The sequence below is a fragment of the Marinibactrum halimedae genome, from assembly GCF_021234875.1.
Taxonomy (GTDB): Bacteria; Pseudomonadota; Gammaproteobacteria; order Pseudomonadales; family Cellvibrionaceae; genus Marinibactrum; species Marinibactrum halimedae.
In genome coordinates this window covers 12,719-30,230 of record NZ_JAJQVM010000003.1, presented here as the reverse complement: position 1 = coordinate 30,230, position 17,512 = coordinate 12,719, and the positions used below count along the sequence as shown (strand labels likewise).

The 17,512-nt window shown below is 43.8% G+C and carries 14 protein-coding genes, 5 tRNA genes and 1 other RNA gene; 6 read left to right on the top strand and 14 right to left on the bottom strand.

All coding sequences use genetic code 11. The annotated features are described in order from the left end of the window. Window positions 1-122 precede the first annotated feature (122 nt). The 4 genes from LU351_RS02500 to LU351_RS02485 all read right to left on the bottom strand — a co-directional run bounded on the left by LU351_RS02500 (window position 123) and on the right by LU351_RS02485 (window position 4,877). Window positions 123-443 (bottom strand): YbaB/EbfC family nucleoid-associated protein, encoded by a 321-nt coding sequence (locus LU351_RS02500; RefSeq protein WP_232592609.1) that lies wholly within the window; start codon window positions 441-443, stop codon window positions 123-125. Window positions 444-557: 114 nt separating this feature from the next. Beyond that, window positions 558-2,654: a DNA polymerase III subunit gamma/tau gene (gene dnaX / locus LU351_RS02495; RefSeq protein WP_232592425.1), complete on the bottom strand. Its 2,097-nt coding sequence runs from the start codon at window positions 2,652-2,654 to the stop codon at window positions 558-560. Window positions 2,655-3,189: 535 nt separating this feature from the next. Continuing rightward, window positions 3,190-3,286, bottom strand: an RNA gene (gene ffs, locus LU351_RS02490) — signal recognition particle sRNA small type. Between the two features lie 385 nt (window positions 3,287-3,671). Then, window positions 3,672-4,877, bottom strand: a complete 1,206-nt coding sequence (locus LU351_RS02485; RefSeq protein WP_232592424.1) for a porin — start codon at window positions 4,875-4,877, stop codon at window positions 3,672-3,674. Between the two features lie 816 nt (window positions 4,878-5,693). On the opposite strand from LU351_RS02485, the gene LU351_RS02480 reads away from it, so the two are divergent. Further along, window positions 5,694-6,128 (top strand): type 2 periplasmic-binding domain-containing protein, encoded by a 435-nt coding sequence (locus LU351_RS02480; RefSeq protein ID WP_232592423.1) that lies wholly within the window; start codon window positions 5,694-5,696, stop codon window positions 6,126-6,128. A 221-nt stretch (window positions 6,129-6,349) separates the two neighbouring features. Continuing rightward, window positions 6,350-7,222 carry a 6-carboxytetrahydropterin synthase gene (locus tag LU351_RS02475; protein WP_232592422.1) on the top strand — a complete coding sequence of 291 codons (873 nt, stop codon included), beginning with the start codon at window positions 6,350-6,352 and terminating at the stop codon, window positions 7,220-7,222. Window positions 7,223-7,677: 455 nt separating this feature from the next. Here the strand turns inward: LU351_RS02475 and LU351_RS02470 are convergent. Further along, window positions 7,678-7,765, bottom strand: a tRNA-Ser gene (locus LU351_RS02470). A gap of 268 nt (window positions 7,766-8,033) precedes the next feature. On the opposite strand from LU351_RS02470, the gene LU351_RS02465 reads away from it, so the two are divergent. Both LU351_RS02465 and LU351_RS02460 read left to right on the top strand, forming a co-directional pair. Continuing rightward, entirely contained in the window at window positions 8,034-9,149 is a 1,116-nt protein-coding gene (locus LU351_RS02465; RefSeq protein ID WP_232592421.1) for a hypothetical protein, read from the top strand. 179 nt (window positions 9,150-9,328) lie between these two features. Then, a complete protein-coding gene (locus LU351_RS02460) occupies window positions 9,329-10,717 on the top strand; it encodes an adenylate/guanylate cyclase domain-containing protein (protein ID WP_232592420.1) in 1,389 nt (462 codons plus the stop codon). A 126-nt stretch (window positions 10,718-10,843) separates the two neighbouring features. On the opposite strand, the gene queF is transcribed toward LU351_RS02460, so the two are convergent. From queF to LU351_RS02445, 3 genes are read right to left on the bottom strand one after another with little or no spacing between them, the layout of a single operon-like run. After that, complete coding sequence (queF, locus tag LU351_RS02455; protein WP_232592419.1) at window positions 10,844-11,743, bottom strand: NADPH-dependent 7-cyano-7-deazaguanine reductase QueF; 900 nt, start codon at window positions 11,741-11,743, stop codon at window positions 10,844-10,846. A 44-nt stretch (window positions 11,744-11,787) separates the two neighbouring features. Further along, window positions 11,788-12,561 carry an ABC transporter permease gene (locus tag LU351_RS02450; RefSeq protein ID WP_232592418.1) on the bottom strand — a complete coding sequence of 258 codons (774 nt, stop codon included), beginning with the start codon at window positions 12,559-12,561 and terminating at the stop codon, window positions 11,788-11,790. After that, window positions 12,558-13,499 (bottom strand): ABC transporter ATP-binding protein, encoded by a 942-nt coding sequence (locus LU351_RS02445; protein WP_232592417.1) that lies wholly within the window; start codon window positions 13,497-13,499, stop codon window positions 12,558-12,560. The genes LU351_RS02450 and LU351_RS02445 overlap by 4 nt, the downstream gene beginning before the upstream one ends. 230 nt (window positions 13,500-13,729) lie before the next feature. Between LU351_RS02445 and LU351_RS02440 the strand changes: the two genes are divergently transcribed. Beyond that, the gene (locus LU351_RS02440) at window positions 13,730-14,143 is read left to right on the top strand and encodes a PA2817 family protein (RefSeq protein ID WP_232592416.1); all 414 of its coding nucleotides are present in this window, start codon (window positions 13,730-13,732) and stop codon (window positions 14,141-14,143) included. A 216-nt stretch (window positions 14,144-14,359) separates the two neighbouring features. On the opposite strand, the gene LU351_RS02435 is transcribed toward LU351_RS02440, so the two are convergent. The 4 genes from LU351_RS02435 to LU351_RS02420 form a co-directional block, all read right to left on the bottom strand. Continuing rightward, window positions 14,360-14,435, bottom strand: a tRNA-Gly gene (locus tag LU351_RS02435). Between the two features lie 5 nt (window positions 14,436-14,440). After that, window positions 14,441-14,516 (bottom strand) — tRNA-Glu (locus tag LU351_RS02430). Window positions 14,517-14,583: 67 nt separating this feature from the next. After that, window positions 14,584-14,659 (bottom strand) — tRNA-Gly (locus LU351_RS02425). Window positions 14,660-14,662: 3 nt separating this feature from the next. Beyond that, window positions 14,663-14,738, bottom strand: a tRNA-Glu gene (locus LU351_RS02420). Between the two features lie 703 nt (window positions 14,739-15,441). Here LU351_RS02420 and LU351_RS02415 point away from each other — a divergent pair. After that, a complete protein-coding gene (locus LU351_RS02415; protein ID WP_232592415.1) occupies window positions 15,442-16,221 on the top strand; it encodes a hypothetical protein in 780 nt (259 codons plus the stop codon). A gap of 90 nt (window positions 16,222-16,311) precedes the next feature. On the opposite strand, the gene LU351_RS02410 is transcribed toward LU351_RS02415, so the two are convergent. Further along, complete coding sequence (locus tag LU351_RS02410; RefSeq protein ID WP_232592414.1) at window positions 16,312-16,992, bottom strand: DNA-3-methyladenine glycosylase I; 681 nt, start codon at window positions 16,990-16,992, stop codon at window positions 16,312-16,314. A gap of 48 nt (window positions 16,993-17,040) precedes the next feature. Then, window positions 17,041-17,466, bottom strand: a complete 426-nt coding sequence (gene msrB / locus LU351_RS02405; protein WP_232592413.1) for a peptide-methionine (R)-S-oxide reductase MsrB — start codon at window positions 17,464-17,466, stop codon at window positions 17,041-17,043. Window positions 17,467-17,512: the final 46 nt, after the last annotated feature.

Genomic DNA, 17,512 nt, shown 5'->3' with positions numbered 1-17,512 from the left:
TCGGTAACGGCCTACACACCATTACCGCGTTTTTAACTAAGTTCATTAATTACGTACTTAACAACAGTACTTAACAACAGTACTTAACAACAGTACTTAACAACGTGCACTTAACAGCACTTTTAAAACGGCATTTTAAAGCCCGGCGGCATTTGGAAACCTTCCGTCAACCCACCCAGTTTTTCCTGGTTGTTGGCTTCGACCCGACGCACTGCATCATTGACAGCTGCGGCCAATAAATCTTCCAGAATTTCCTTTTCTTCACTCATTAAGCTCGAATCAATACTCACTGAACGAACATCATGACGACCGGTCATCACTACCTTCACCAATCCGGCACCGGATTCACCTTGCACTTCAGCATTGGCCAACTCTTCTTGAATTTTCTTGGCATTATCTTGCAACGCCTGAAATTGGCCCATTAAATCGCCTAAACCTTTCATCATACCCCTCCTTTTCTGGAGTCTGTTACTGAATGGCTGTTCATCACAGCCTTTTTACTGTTTTTTGAAATTGACTGATCAATAAATGACAGACCAATAAACGCATTTGATCCCTTACTCAGGAAAAACGCGTTCTGGATCAATCGTAATACCAAACGCAGTCTGTAGTTGCTGCACCATTGGGTCTATCGAAATTGCTTCCACCGCCTGCTGGTGCAACTGCTTTCGTCTTTCAATCGCAGCCATGGCCGGCGTCATTCCCGTTACTTGACCAACGGTAATACTGACTTTTACGGGCGTATTAAAATATCCGGACAATACATCTTCCATTCGCTCTTGATGGGAGTCGTTGTAGAGCGTGGCGTTAGACGCATCCAATAAAAAGTGTAGTGTCTTACCCTCTACCTGCTGTAGTACGCAATTCGACACCGTACTTTGCAATACCCCCCCCACCTTCAGTTGTAAATACGCTGTTAACCATGACTGTGCGGTTAACTCAGATAAGGATACCGACTTTTCCTCTTCATTTGACGACGGTGTCGCCTGCATTGATCCAACGTCATCAGGCTTTATAGCGTGAGACTCAGCTGTAACAATGTTACTGACGCCCGGAGCATTATTAGCGTTATCAACATGACTCGCCTCGCCTTCAGTCATCTCATGCACCGAGTTTTGCTCAGCCGCCAGAGCCTCATAGGCCATTAAATCGGCATCGGCTATAGGCGCTGGATCTTGATGGTATGCGGAGGGGGAAATTGGGGCTTCCGCTTTTGTCTCAACAGCACCAGTATCAACAACACCTATCTCAACAACGCCTGCCTCATCAACGTCTGTTTCAACAATGTCTGTTTCAACGACGTCTGTTTCAACGACGGCAGACTCAACAACCGAGTGTATTTCAGGCTCAGGATCTGTTTTTTCGGGAGGTTGATCGGTTGTTTCAAAAGTGGGCCTTGAAGCTTCTTCTGAGGGCATCAGTGGGTCTGAAGCCACAGAATCAGATGAAACAGGCTCTGATATAGCAGGTGCTTCAGGTAGTGCTGAAGAGAAGGAAGTCTCCGACTGGGAGGAGGATAACTCAGGGTGAGAAACGCCATTGATGGGTTGGGTTGGCATATCCACCAACCCGGCGGGCTTAAACGCCAACATACGCAATAAGGTCATTTCAAATCCACTTCTCGGATCCGATGCCATCGGCAAATCACGACGTCCGTTTAAGCCAATTTGATAAAAAAGCTGCACATCTTCGCAAGCCATTATGCTCGCCAATGACAAGACCTGCTCACGATCCCCCGTGTGATTATCTAAAGCATCGGGCACAACTTGTGCGATGGCAATCCGGTGCAATACCGCCAGCAATTCTGCCAAGGCCGCCGGGTAATCCGGCGATTGTTCCGACATCCTTTGCACCGTTGATAACAATTCTTTTGCATTAGAATGAGCCAGTGCCGTTAACAAATCGGTAATGTGAGAATGATCAATCGTACCGAGCATCGCATTGACGCTTTGCTCGGAAATGTGACTGTTACCAAATGCAATCGCCTGATCCGTTAGGCTCATGGCATCTCGCATACTGCCATCCGCTGCCCGAGCAAGACTCCACAAAGCGGGCTCTTCAAAAGCAACCGATTCCGCCTCAAGCACATGGCTTAGATGCCCCACAATGCGCTCAGGGCTCATGTTCTTCAAATGGAATTGCAAACAGCGCGATAAGATTGTAACGGGTAATTTTTGTGGATCTGTAGTGGCTAACAGAAATTTCACATGGGGAGGCGGCTCTTCCAGAGTTTTTAACAATGCATTGAAACTGTGGCCGGAAAGCATATGGACTTCGTCGATCAAGTAAACTTTATAGCGCCCGCGAGTTGGCGCATATTGGACGTTTTCCAACAATTCACGGGTATCTTCCACTTTGGTCCGCGATGCCGCATCCACTTCGATTAAATCGACAAACCGACCTTCACTGATTTCCGTACACGCCCCACACTGGCCGCAAGGATTGGAACTGACACCCCTTTCACAATTCAAGCATTTGGCTAAAATTCGAGCGATGGTGGTTTTACCCACTCCCCGTGTCCCAGTAAACAGATAAGCATGATGAAGACGTTGGTGGTCCAGAGCATTAATAAGCGCTTGCATAACATGCTCTTGCCCAACCATTTCATGAAAGTTGCCAGGCCGCCATTTACGGGCGAGTACTTGATAACTCATAGAAGCCACATTACCTCTTATTTTGCTGGCATATTTTACTGTCCGACACTTTTACTGTTCTAAAACACCGTTGTTCTAAAACACCGTCGCTCTAAAAAACCGTTGCTTTAAGAGACTATTGCTCTAAGACACTACTGCTCTAACACACTGTTGTTCTAACACAGTCCATTACTCTGGCACACACGTTACTTGGGCACTCAACAACCAGTGTTATGCAACAAAAACACCCGCACAGAAAAGCGGTCGGCGATTATAGCCCAGCACAGCTTCTAGCACACGCACATGGGCCACCACGATAAGCATCACAGTAATATCGTCACAACCCACAGCAATAAATAGCCACAGTAATGAAACATCAAAGAGTAAACAAACAGGAAAGCAGCTGAATAAATATCCACACGCTAGCAGTAGCAGCTTTAATCACAGATTACCAAAAAGATTTAAGCTAAAAAGATGGATTTGTATACGATGGATTCGGACAAACAAAGAAAAGAAAGAAAAGAAAGAAATTGGCAGGAGTCGTAAGGGTGGCAACCCAAACCAGCGACACCTCGGCACATGATATCACCACTACCGTTGCTCCCTTCCGGGCCTGGCGGAGTTCATGGATCGTCATTGCGAGGGAACCAGAGTGGGTCACCATTACGATGGCGCGCATTATCCGTGGTTTATCAATGGTTTGCAATACCCACTCAATAAAGAGGGATCTCGTTAAGCAGGGCTCCCTAGTAATAAACAATCAAAATGATCCAGATCCAACCCAAATGATCATTGTTTGACCTAATTTTAAATTCAAAAAGATATATTTGGGGTCTCAGGCAATTTGCCTGATGAAATTTTTCTCTTATGAATCTTTCTTTTGATTAATAAAGGTTCATATGGATCAAGCTTTAACCTTAAGAATTGATCAATTATTACTAGGGAGCCCTGTCTCGTTAAGGTGATTGTTGGCTAGAATCCACCACTAACAACATCAGCACCTTAACAAGTAGGTGGGGCTTATTTTCTTAGTACTGATTAAAAAAGCACATCAACAACCACCGAAAATACACCCACATCATCAAGGTCGGTCTGCCTCATGAAAAGATCATACTCTTGAAAAGTGTAATCGAACGTTATCGCTGCGGAAGGGTGGAAATCATAACGAACCGCTATACCATGCGTAGAGTTTTCGGATTCTTGGCCAATAACGCAATTTCTCACAAAATCTTGTACCGTAGCGCCACACTCAGGTCTTTCAGGTGCTGGACTAGGAAAGGTATCTACCACTGAATCCGCTGCATCAAAATCATTGGTAACCTCATTTTCAGAGTAAGTATACATGGCTGTTACACTACCAAATCGCTTGCCGACCATCACATAAAATGCATCTGTACCATCACCCGAAAATGAATCATCTGAATCTATTTGAATGATCTCAGTATTCAATAACCAATTATTGTGATCAATAAACAACCCAGCCCCAGCAAAGGAACCACTGTCATCCTCTGCTAGCACATCATCAAACGCTGCAGGATCTGAAAAAAATGGCTCCAAACCTTCCAAGCCGGCATCAAAAGTTACATCAGTTTGTGAATAACTCAGACGAAAAGACAGCCAATTCCAGGTAAAATCAACACTCCCGCCCATAATATCGGTAAAGTCGGTCTGTACTAAATTACCATCAATATCCAATACGACATCTTGGTTACCATAAACAGCTTGCCATGCAATTTCCCAATCTCCAAAATACTGATTATAATTCAGCCTCACACCTTCCATTGTACTAAAAGAAGTATCGTAAACATCCCTAGGCGTTCGCGCCCAAGGAAAGGCATAACCAACATCTAGGTACTCAGAAAACTTGTAAAAAGGAATCCGGAAACGACCCGCCGACACCTGCGCATTTTCAGAAAATTCATAGGTCAAGTAAGCCCACTCAAACTCTGCGTCAAAGTCATCACTTCCTCGGGAAAGAATCTGAGCTGTTGCGGTGAGCCCATCGGATAAATCAGAGCTCATTTGAATACCAAATAAAGATTCATTTTTAAACGATATTTCATCGTCATTGTAACCAAATAATTCTGGTGACTCTTCGGTTGAAGTACCGGCATATATTGATGCAAACCCGTTAAACCGCACTTCAGCAAGAGCACTTGCCGACGACAAACAAGCTGAAAAAAACAACACCGACGTTAAACAGCGGGCCCCAGGCAAACAAAACGGTCTGGCAATATTGTTCATAAAAACCCCCATCTATAGAGCGAATCCAAATTAAAATTACTAAGATCTTGAAAGCTTAGACGAGCCAACAAAAAACGAAACTCTAGTTGCTTTTTCAACTTTCATTTATAAAAACGGCGGGATTAATCTATACAGATAGACTTGAGCCCTATACTCACAGCAAAGCATAGTTGAAAGTTTTATATTAACCATATTCAAAGTTTAGTTTTTACGAAAAAAAACACAAAAACAACACAAGCCATAAATTATTTATCAAAAAATGTTTTTACAACCTTGCGACCACACATACTGAATCTATACTCAAGTCGAAATATGAATTAAGAAAAACTCAATCAAATTAAAACAAAAGCACTAAAAAATAGTGCTGTGCTAGATACTCTAAAATTAAAGAAACAACAAAAATTAACAGTCAAAGAGTGCTAAAACACAGAAGCGACTCACCTCCTTCTATTAACATTGCATTCGTAAAGATTTCTTATTTAATCTTTACTTGCACAACAATTAAAGACGGACAACCATGAAAAAATGGCACCCAAAGAAAGTCCCAAAATATTTATATTACTTAAATGAATGAAATGGCTACTCCTCTATCATGCAATAAGCAGCACCAACCAATAGTTAGCAGCCATCTAATTTAGGTTCTTAATCGAAGAAACTAGATAATATACGATCACTTAAAGGTGAAAATATCGGCAAAAGGCCCTTTGTCGATTCATTTTTGAAGTAGACTTAAAAGTCTAAACAGACACAAACTTGACTATTAAATTAAAAAATATCTAGCCTAGAGCGAACATCGAATCATTCGGAGATGTGACAATGAACAGTAAACTCTTTAAAAAAGTGTCATTGGCGTTATCATTTTCTATCGCCATGCTATGCGTTACCACATCAACGGCCGGTGTCGCGGTGGTTGTTCATCCCAGCAATGCCAATACCATTGCTCCCAATGAAATTTCAAAAATTTTTCTCGGTAAGAAAAAAACCTTCCCCGATGGGTCAGACGCGATTCCTCTCGATCAGCAAGAAGGCTCAGCGACACGCTCAAGCTTTGTGAGTACCATCCTCAATAAAAATGATCAGCAGATTAAAGCCTATTGGGCACAGCTACTATTCACCGGTAAAGGAACACCACCACGGGAAGTCGGTGGCGACGCGGACGTCAAAGGGTTGATCGCTCAAAATCCGTCATTGATTGGCTACATCGACTCAAACCAAGTAGACAGCTCAGTGAAAGTGGTTCATCAGTTTTAAGTTACCTTAATGCTGGACACTGGCAGCCCCATTTTTACCACACCCATTCTACGGCTGCGTCACAGAAGGTTGAAATAGACTTACCTTTGTAAGCCTACTCGTCCTAGCTGTGACGGCATCGGATTGATCACCATTTAGCCCCAAAAGCAGCCTGAAAACGGGCTGATGCTTTTTACTGACATTGGTATAATGGGCACACTTAAATACTGCCAGGATGTTCCATGTACCTTTTTGTCGATGAATTAACCAACGTAGATTTTAGCTATCTAGACCCAATAAGAGGGATTGTAGGAGAGACATGGCTGGCAAACTTTGGGCTAGAAGGGTCACTGAACGAACAAGGCATGATCTGTGACTTTGGCATTGTAAAAAAACTGTTTCGGGATTGGCTTGATAATGAAATTGATCACCGTCTAGTGGTTCCCACTCAATCGGACTACATCAATATTGATCACCACAATGATCAAACCACCATCACCTGGATGCTCAAAGGAAAAAACTCCGATCACACTTTAGGCTCAAAAATTATCATTAGCGGCCCTCATTGTGCATTCGCCCTCATTGACGCGGCCATCATCAACGCCGATACCGTAGCCGCCCATGTCATTAATCAGGTAAGTACACTGATGCCCCATTCTGTAAAACGTGTTGATCTGACTTTCTCTACTGAAAACATCAGTGGAGAGTACTACCATTACAGCCACGGCCTTAAAAAGCACGATGGAAACTGCCAACGCATTGCACACGGGCATCGTTCCACCATAGAAATACGAGTGAATGAACAACGAAATACACAGTTAGAAAAACAGTGGAGTGAGCGCTGGCGTGACATTTATTTAGGTACCGAAGAAGACATTGTCGATTCAACGACAGAGGGGGAGACCGAATACTGGCATTTTGAGTATCAGGCTCAACAAGGTGAATTCAAACTCATCATTCCCAAAAACCATTGCGAAATCATCCCCACCGATACCACAGTGGAATGGCTTTGCCACTACATCGCCTCAACATTGAAAGCTGAAATAGATTCAAACCAAACCATCACAGTGAAAGCGTTTGAGGGAATTGGAAAAGGGGCTATTGTGGCTTTGTAAAAGCCATTGAACTCAAAAGGCCGAGAGTTCCCTCTTCAATTGCCGTATGCCTTCTTCCAAGCATTAACAATCAACTGAGTTAGTCATGCTTCAGGCCTTAGCACTTATGAACTTGTCGCTCTAACCCACGCAGCCCCGCCAAAGCCCACTCAAGCTTCATCCCATCATCAAAATCATCCGATGACTCACCCAACATTGGATTAATCTACTAACTTATTAAAAATGCTCTATATATGACCAATAAATCAAGTCAGATATCACACACAGGGTTGAGGGTTGAGCGATATCCAATCTATCAACAAGCAAATAATAAGAATGCTTAAAACTTCAGAAACCTAATATTAAACGATATTCGAATAAGTTCAGTTCACAAGTTCGAAAAGGGAGTTATGGATATTTAAAATGTACAGAAACTGGCTGAAACGCCTATAACATAAAGAATGAGTATAAAGAAATGGCGGTGAGGGAGGGATTCGAACCCTCGAAGCCTTTCGACTTACACACTTTCCAGGCGTGCTCCTTCGGCCACTCGGACACCTCACCGAAACTGACCGCAGACTCTCTGGATCAATTCGAGCGCGCAACTATACGCAAGTCATCGCCCTAGATCAATGATTTGACCCATGAAATCTTCACGTAGATTATAGCCATACTGAAGGTGAACAATTTGCATACAAAAGCCTCTGAATCTATGTAGAAGGGTGGCCTCTTATAGACCATAATTAGAAAGGTTTAAGAATTTAAACGAAGTCTTTAATTCAAAATTGGTATGATACGCTGAGTTAACCCCAATAAAAGACGGTAAAACCCGATGCTGGTTTCTAAATGGTTAGTTGTTGGTGCTTTAGAGCTCTACGTTGTCCTGCTCTGCCTGAGTGTTTATTTGATATTCAATGCACGCAACCTGAAAAACTTAATCTCTTCTCTGCAATCACGCCTACAACAACTGCTGCAGGATGTAAAACAGGCACGACAAGAAGCGCAATCCGCTAAAGATGAACTTTCCAAGGTTGAACCTGGCAAATCTTACCCAGAACAACTCGAAGAACAAATTCAACAAACAAAGGCCTACCATAAGACGCTCTCTCCTAGCCACGATATTTCACTGGATTTGGATACATCACAACCACTTCCACGCCAAGCTGCCGCATTACGGCACGCTTTTTTGAAGGCCGAAAAGGATGCACTCGCCCAATCAGAAGACAACACCCCAAACTGGCAAGTACTAGAAGTAAAGTTTTCATTGCTGGTCGACTTTTACCGTAAGAAATTCAGTCAAAAAGCGCCATCACCACCAGAGGAAGGCGAGATTGAGAGCAGTACCGCCCACCAACCTTTAGAAGGCCAGGCCGAATGGGAGCATATTCGAAGCGAAATTTCCCGCAGCATGAATGATCTGCTGGAGCTGGCAAACACCTACGGAATTGACCAAGATTCAATCGACGTCATTTATCAACGTCACAGCACGGCATTGAATCAGTGGGGATCCTCCCTTACCCCTGAAGACCCACCCCCTTCCGCGCCTCAGTCAACATCAACATCAACAGAGACTGATGAAGAGCTGAACAACTTGAGAAACCTAGCTCGAGAACAACAATCTATGATCGAGCAACTTAAAAGAAGGCTTGAAAACGCACAAAACGATGAAGACCGGAGACAGGTCATTGTTGACTTACAAACCCAACTTTCACGCCAACAACAGTTTATTCGTGAATCCGAAACCTGTATTAAACTAATGGAAGATGAGCTTAATAACGCCAATGAGGATATTGGTCGTTTAAAGGCTCAGCTCAAACAACTTCGCTTGGAACGAGCCTCAGAAAAGCCGGCCCAGACTGAAGAGCTGGAAGCATTGATAAAAGAAAACCAACTCCTACGTATACAGTTGCACCAAAAAGAACAGGGAACTGAAAAATTAAGCAGTTAATTGGATATATAAAATCATATAACTTCATCTTCAAAGTCACTTTGCCATATTAATCGCATGGACATTATTGCAAAAAAAACGTTAAATGTAGGGCTTTTTGGCGGAGTCACCAAAATCTTGGGAAACATCCCCACCCTATCGACCGCGAAGACAAAAGCCTCGGGCGACCAATAGCACCCATGATTGAACTTAAAGACAAAATATCGACAGCCGATATTTGGCTGCAGCCATTACGTAGCTTCTACTTCCGATCTTTGATTTGCTTTGCCGTAGTTGGCACCTTGGCCTCTTTTGCAAACTGGCCCAAAATCCAACCTGCCATTGCGGGCATCATCATCTTTGCTTTGGCTTACTTGGCTCTGTCTTTCCACCTAAGCAAACGCAAAAATGCAACACCACTAACACTAGAGCGTTACCTTGGCTGGATTGATGCTGCATTGATTGGTAGCTGCATTAGTTTGGTGGGATTCCAAATCCTCCCCACCATTTTGTTTGTCACCATTTTACAGTTTAACGCTGTATTAATGGGCGGAGGCCGAAAGTGGCTCGAAGACAATTGCGCCTTAATTACCGCAGCCACTGCTGCCTCTTTTTTTAGCACCCCCGTTTGGGTTCTATCCGGTAGTATTGAAATTAGCGCGGCAAGTTTAATCGGCGTGAGTGTCTATATTGTTTTGTATGGCTTATACATACACTTTCGCATCAAAAAAATGGAAGAAGAGTCCGAACTGCTGTCAAAAGAACGAGAAAAATACAAATTTAAAGCTTTTCGTTTGGCTCAGTATCTCCCCCCAACCGTTTGGCATGCCATAAGCAAAGATAACGATCAAAAGCTGCAAACCGAACGTAAACGGTTAACCGTTTTCTTCTCTGATATTCAAGGCTTTACCAGCCTTTCTGAAGAATTGGAATCTGAAACGCTCACTGGCCTTCTCAATACCTATTTAACCGAGATGGCAAAAATTGTGACGCATTTTGGTGGCACCATCGATAAGTTTATGGGCGATGGCATTATGGTTATCTTTGGCGACAACAAAAGCCAGGGTGCCAAACAAGATTGCATTGCTTGTACGGCAATGGCCTTAGCCATGCGCCGACGGATGAAAGTCCTTCAAAACCATTGGTTTAACCAAGGTATTAAAAAGCCATTGCAAATCCGCATGGGTATCAACACCGGATTTTGCACCATAGGCACTTTTGGTGCCCGCGCCCATCATTTGGATTACACCGCATTAGGCCCGCATGTAAACTTGGCCAGCCGTCTTGAATCAGCCGCCAAGCCTGGCGAAATTTTAGTGTCTCACGAAGTCTGGGCGCTGATTAAAGACACCATTCTCTGTGAAAACAAAGGTATGATCGAGGCAAAAGGCTTCAGCTACCCCATTGAGGTCTACCAAGTCATCGACCACCGTAAGAACTTGGGCAAAAACCAAGTATATTTTGAGTCTTCTGCGGAAGGGTTTTCAATGCACTTAGATTTAGAAAAGGTTCGAAATTATGATAAAGCCAGAGTGATCGAAGAACTGGAGAAAGCAACGAATACTCTCAAAGATAAAGTGATTCTTTAACCTCTCAAAAAGACCCCAATACCACACTTCATGCAGTAAGGCTGAGACACGATTGAAGCGTTTCAGCCAAACGAACCATGTAAAATCGTAAATACCCGCAGTAGTTTCAGAGAATAATCACAACTACTACTGCCTTACTAAACGCCCTAAGGGCGGAGCCACCTGCTCACTACTTCTAAACGGATTAATATCTAACCCACCTCGACGGGTATAGCGTGCTAAAACCGATAACTTTGTAGGGGCACAATGACGTTGAATATCCATAAACAACGTTTCTACACACTGCTCATGAAAATCTTGGAAATCCCTTAAGGAAATGATGTAGCGCAAGAACCCCTCATGAGACAAACGCGGCCCCTCATAATGAACCCAAACACTGGCCCAATCCGGCTGCCCTGTCACAGGACAGTTACTTTTTAACAAATCGCTGACCAATATTTCTTCGACAAACTCTTCAGAGTTGACCTTCAAGAACTCGGCATTAGGTAAATAGGTATCCACTTCTATATCCAAGTTGTCGACCAAAACAACAGGAAGTTCTCTGCTCTCTGCAAATCCAGTTTGTTGAGGAGTATGCAGCCCCTTCCCCCACAAACCAGACGCCGCCTCTTGCAAAGAGACAAGCTCAACTTGCACAGGCTCACCTGCCGTCTCAGACAAGTCTCTCATCAACCTCTGCTTTAACTCTTCCCAAGAGCCTACACGGGTTTGGTTCAGCGAATTTAAGTACAGCTTGAACGACTTTGACTCAATAATATTCGGGCTGGTCACTGGAATACGAAACTCCGCCACGGCGACCTGAGGCTTCCCCTTTTCATTCAGCCAAGAAACCTCCCATGCCGTCCATATATCCTCTCCTCTAAAAGGTAGAGTGCCGGAAATATGCAATGCATCACGCGCTAATTGTCTCGAAATAGGGTACAAAAGCTCTGGCGAATAATGATTCACATACTGAGTTGGCTTACCCAATTCGCTTCCCTCAGCATGATGAGAATGATCATGCTGACTGTTTTTATGAATACTCATACACTTACCATGGTTCTAATAAAAAGGTGTTCTTCGTTGACGCATTACGAGCGTAGGCGGGTGCCTCGATTCAGCAACGTCAATGCAGTAATAAATAACGCCACAGTTACTAAACCTACCCCAGTAAACGCCACGCCAATGTGGATATCACTGATGCCTAACATGCCATATCGAAACGCATTCACCATATACAAAACCGGATTTAACTGAGACACCCCTTGCCAAAATTCAGGCAACAAACTGATCGAATAAAAAACGCCACCCAGATAAGTCAGAGGGGTTAAAACGAAGGTAGGGACAATACTGATATCATCAAACGTGCTTGCAAATAGCGCATTAATAAAACCCGCCAAAGCAAATAATACCGAGGTTAATGCCACTATTGCGACGGTCACCCCCACACTGTGAAAAGGAATGTCTGCAAACAACATTGCAATCATAGAAACCACAAATCCTACCGTTAAGCCTCGTGCAACGCCCCCCAAAACATAGCCAGACAAAATAATGTAGTTGGGTGTCGGTGACACTAACAACTCTTCAATACTATGGTGAAACTTTGCACTAAAGAATGAACTGACAACATTCGAGTAAGAATTCGTGATCACCGACATCATGATTAACCCCGGGACCACAAACGACATATAGTCAAACCCATCCATCTGACCGATGCGCTGACCAATCAATGCACCAAAGATGACAAAGTACAACGACATCGTAATCACGGGAGGCAAAAGGGTCTGAACCCAAATGCGCGTAAAGCGTCGAATTTCTTTACGAAGAATGGTAAGCAGCGCAATCCACTGTTCTTGAATTGTCATTGTTCATTACCTTCTTTAACTGACTTGCGACCGGCTACCAGATTCACAAATAACTCCTCCAAGCGATTAGCTTTATTTCTCATACTCACAACATGGATGCCTTTGTCACTCAGCACAGCAAACAGTTCGTTTAAGGATTGCCCCTTTTCAATGTCCACCTCCATAGAATGAGAGTCGATACAGGCCAATTCATAACCCTCAACAATCGGGTCATTGGTCATCGCCTCTCTCGTATCCAAAATAAACGTTTCTCGATTCAGGGTTTTCAGTAATGCCTTAATACTGGTGTTTTCCACAATCGTACCGTGATCGATAATGGCCACATTTCGGCACAAGCTTTCTGCTTCTTCCAGATAATGCGTCGTTAAGATAATAGTGGTGCCTTCTGCATTAATCTCTTGGAGAAACTGCCACATAGATCGGCGTAACTCGATATCCACACCGGCGGTAGGCTCATCCAAAATTAACAATTTCGGTTCATGAACCAATGCTCTGGCAATCATTAATCGTCGCTTCATCCCGCCAGATAGCATTCTTGCCGGATTGTCTCGCTTTTCCCAAAGCCCCAGCTGACGTAAATACTTCTCCGCCGATTTCATTGCCACTGAACGCTCAATGCCAAAATAACCGGCTTGATTCACAACGATATCAAAGACCTTTTCAAATTGATTAAAATTAAACTCTTGCGGAACCACTCCCAACTGCTTTTTCGCCGCTACCCGATCAGTATCCAGCGACAAACCAAAGATCGACACCTCACCTTCTGTTTTGGAAACCAGAGAGCTAATCACCCCAATCGTGGTGGACTTTCCTGCACCATTCGGCCCAAGCAAAGCAAAGAAATCCCCCTCATTAACAGACAGGTCTATACCTTTAAGGGCTTTAAAGCCATTACCATACGTTTTGTGTAGTTGAGATATACTCAGCGCTTTCGTCATAACTTTTGCTTAACTACCTCTTATTTAATACGGGTTTAATGCTTATCTGACTCGAAGCCTTCTACGCTCTGGAAAACGTAGTTGCCTTCTTTAAATATTTTCTTGGCTGTTGTCACCCCTGACACCCACTCTTATGAGGTTGCACAATACTCTGAAGCCACTACCATTGCGCCCATCACAGAAAATCAGAAAGATTCTGCACCTCAACCAACAAAAGAGATCCAACCAAAATGGGCGCCAAACTCCCCTACGATCATTTCAACTTTCACCTTTCCCTGATCAAACACTTACACGACAGATTACTCGATATATCAACACACAATACGATCCAACACACACAGAACGATTCAGACTTTGATTTACTGGACGCACTTAACACCCTCAGTGAAAGCGACCAGTTTGATGAAGACTTTGCTGAATTAGGGCAAAAAGTCATCTGCCATATTGTGGCAAATCAACCTCAATTGACTCCGGATGTTCCTCGTGATCTTTTCTGGTTTTTTGGCGGTGATTGCCTTCACTACATGCCGGATGAAGAAATTTCATGCTTTCAGCAACTGGATGAAGCTCGATATGATGCAGAGTCCTCAGAAGAGCCCTTTGATTACCAAAGAGAGAAAAATCGCATCTTCGGCATACTTTGATCACACATACAGCCAAGTACAGAAGCCGAGTTGAGCCATCAAAAACCTCTTCGCCCCAAAACACATTGGGGCAACTCCCACGAATGCAATACGGTAATAAAGGCTAGAACTGCAACGAAAAATCGTAACGAAAAATATCTAAGGGAATAAGGCTACTGACTGATGAGCAAAGGGGAATGGTCAAGTAATTATAAGAGAGAGAAGGAAAAGACGCTTTGGAGCGGGAAACGAGACTCGAACTCGCGACCCCAACCTTGGCAAGGTTGTGCTCTACCAACTGAGCTATTCCCGCAAAAATGGCGTCCCCTAGGGGAGTCGAACCCCTGTTACCGCCGTGAAAGGGCGGTGTCCTAGGCCTCTAGACGAAGGGGACACATCGTGTCCGTCAGGAATACCTGACACGCTACGTTGGCAATGACCGCAGTGAGCAAATTTTGAATTGGAGCGGGAAACGAGACTCGAACTCGCGACCCCAACCTTGGCAAGGTTGTGCTCTACCAACTGAGCTATTCCCGCAAATGGCGTCCCCTAGGGGAGTCGAACCCCTGTTACCGCCGTGAAAGGGCGGTGTCCTAGGCCTCTAGACGAAGGGGACGCTAGAACCTTCAGCGCTGTGTGCGTCAGAAGTGGGGCGCATTCTATGTAGCTCACCCAAACCTGTCAACAAGTTTGGTGAGTTTTTTCAGGCGATGAAACAAGGACTTAGGTGACCATCCTACAAAAAAGCCACCTCTTAGCATCTCATCAGTAGGATACGAAGCCACGTCAAGCTATGGCCAACGAGAGTAATATATTACATAAAAGGCTGATTTTAGCGTGTTTTTATGACAATCATATCTCAACCATCGGTAAGCCTTTCTCTACAAAGATTGCCCCAGAAAACATCACGCCAATCATTCGTAACACCAATAGTTCGTGATACCAATAGTTCGTGATACCAATAGTTCGCGGCTGCCCTAAACACTGAACTAATGTAGAAGATGAATGGTGTACAAAACCAGACCGCTTGGCCACAGTGCGAACAAATGAGTAAAATGTCTCAAAACGCATAGAGTTGTTCCTGTTATTGATGCTATCTGCCGAGCTCGAATGGTTGTTATAAAGGTCAGTGTTACTCGTTGTTATTCTAATGGTTAGTGATTGTTCAGAGGCCAACTATGCTGATCAGTATGGCAATGACAGATAGTGGAGTACAGCAACCCAATGAAGAGTTACCAATGATTAGAGAAAGTGATGAAGGCAGATAACGTTCAACAAAGAACATGCCCTATGGCAACGCGCTATAAAATAGGAGTGTTATGAATACCGTCATTATTGTGAGTATTATCGTTACGGTTTTAATCGCTTTAGTCTGCTACGCATTTATCATGCAAACAGTAACGAAAAAGCGAGAGCAAAAACAGCGCCTTATTGCTGCGTTAGAGCAACGTGTCCGCAATTTTCACCATATCATCAGTGGCTTCCCAGACGGCTTTTTATCTAAAGACTTGAACTTACTGGTATTCAAACACCTTGTTGAAGCCAGCGAACAACTTGCGCAACTCGTTCCCAAAGACACAACTCACGTCCAAAACTTTGAAGTCTTCAGCAAACAAATGGAAGAGCTACAACGCAAACCACCTTCAAATAAAGCCGCCAGAATCAACAGCGAGAAGCAGGCGAAAGAAATTAAACAGTACCTCTCAGAACTGAATAAATTTGTTCATCGTCTACACAAACGTGGAAAACTCAACGATAGCCAATTCGAGAACTATTCCGGCCAGATTAAAAAGATCGTACTGCGTATGGCCGTCGATAGTTATGTACAGAATGCTAAGGCGTCTCAAGATAATGAGAAGCCTAGAATGGCATTGCATTATTATTCATTGGCAAAAAAGCTGTTAATCAAAGAAAACGCCACTAATAATTTTAAAAAGCAAATTGAAAAAATTGATCTTGCGATTAAGAAGTTGGAGCAAGTGGTCGGCCAGACAGATAAATTAGAGACTCCTACCAGTACCGATGAAAACACTGAAAAGGCTTGGAAGGACTTCGATAAAGACGAGGACAGCTGGAAGAAGAAAGCCATTTACGACTGAAATGGCTTTCCACATAATTTTTCCTCACCATTTTTGCTTAACCATTAGGGTGATTCAGATTAGATTGAAACTACTATTAGATTGAAACTACTATAGATTAGCGTTACAGGTATAAGACAGAATTCGACTCACCTGACAAAGAGGCCGACCGCTTTCCTCACACCACCCATTGAATGTTTCTTGTACTCGATGCAAATCGCGCTTTGCGGTGGGTGGCTTATGGATAATTCCCATCCCTTTTAAGGCCATCACTACATCATCCGTCAACAAAAATGTGTCTTTTCCCACCATTCGTAAGAAACGGGGTGCTGACATTCCCCCTAATTGTGCACCATGAGACTTGAGATAATGCCAAAGACCGATGACATCAGAGGTAGGCCACTGTGCCAAAAACTCACCAAAACCTGCGTACTCTTCTCTTATGTGCAAGATCATTTGAGCATTGGTTCGAACCGATTTCAGTTTGCCTAAGTGACGAATAATCGATGTATTTTCCATCATTCGTTCAACTTCCTCATCACTGAGCATTGCAGACTGAATGGGATCAAACCCGTGAAACACTTCACTAAAAGCGGGCCATTTACTGTCCACTAAACTGTGTTTTAAGCCTGCCCTGAATATTCGTAAACTGAGCAAAGACAGGCACTCTGCATCGGATACTGACTTTAACTTTGCATCCGAAAGTGGTGTCGGTAATGATGCTTCCACCGCATCATCCCCACCCTTGTGTAAGCAAGCCGTCTCATAAATACGCTCAAACGTTAACGCCACCTCAATTACCCTTCTTGTACTTCATTTTTCTTCGCTGGAAGTGTTCTTCTATTCATCATCAGCACCATCGGCCTGTAAACGAATGGAGGCTGAATTGACGCAATACCTTAATCCAGTAGGCGCGGGCCCATCAGGAAACACATGCCCGAGGTGACAACCGCATTGAGTGCATAAAATTTCGGTTCGAACCATTCCTAACGTGCGATCTACCGCCTCAGAAACATTCTCCTCAACAGACGGCGCAAAAAAACTTGGCCAGCCACAACCTGCGTCGAATTTTGATTCACTGGAAAATAACGGTGTTTTACAACACCTGCACAAATATTGCCCCGATGCGGTGGTATCCCAATACTCACCAGTAAAAGGGCGCTCAGTGCCTTTTTCCCTGCAAATATGATATTCATGAGCGGTGAGTTGATCTCGCCAATGCTCATCCTCTTTCATTGAATCGTCTTTTTGTACGTTCTCTGCCATAATCGGCTCCTTTTTTAATCACCAACTTTAAATCAACAATTGAAAC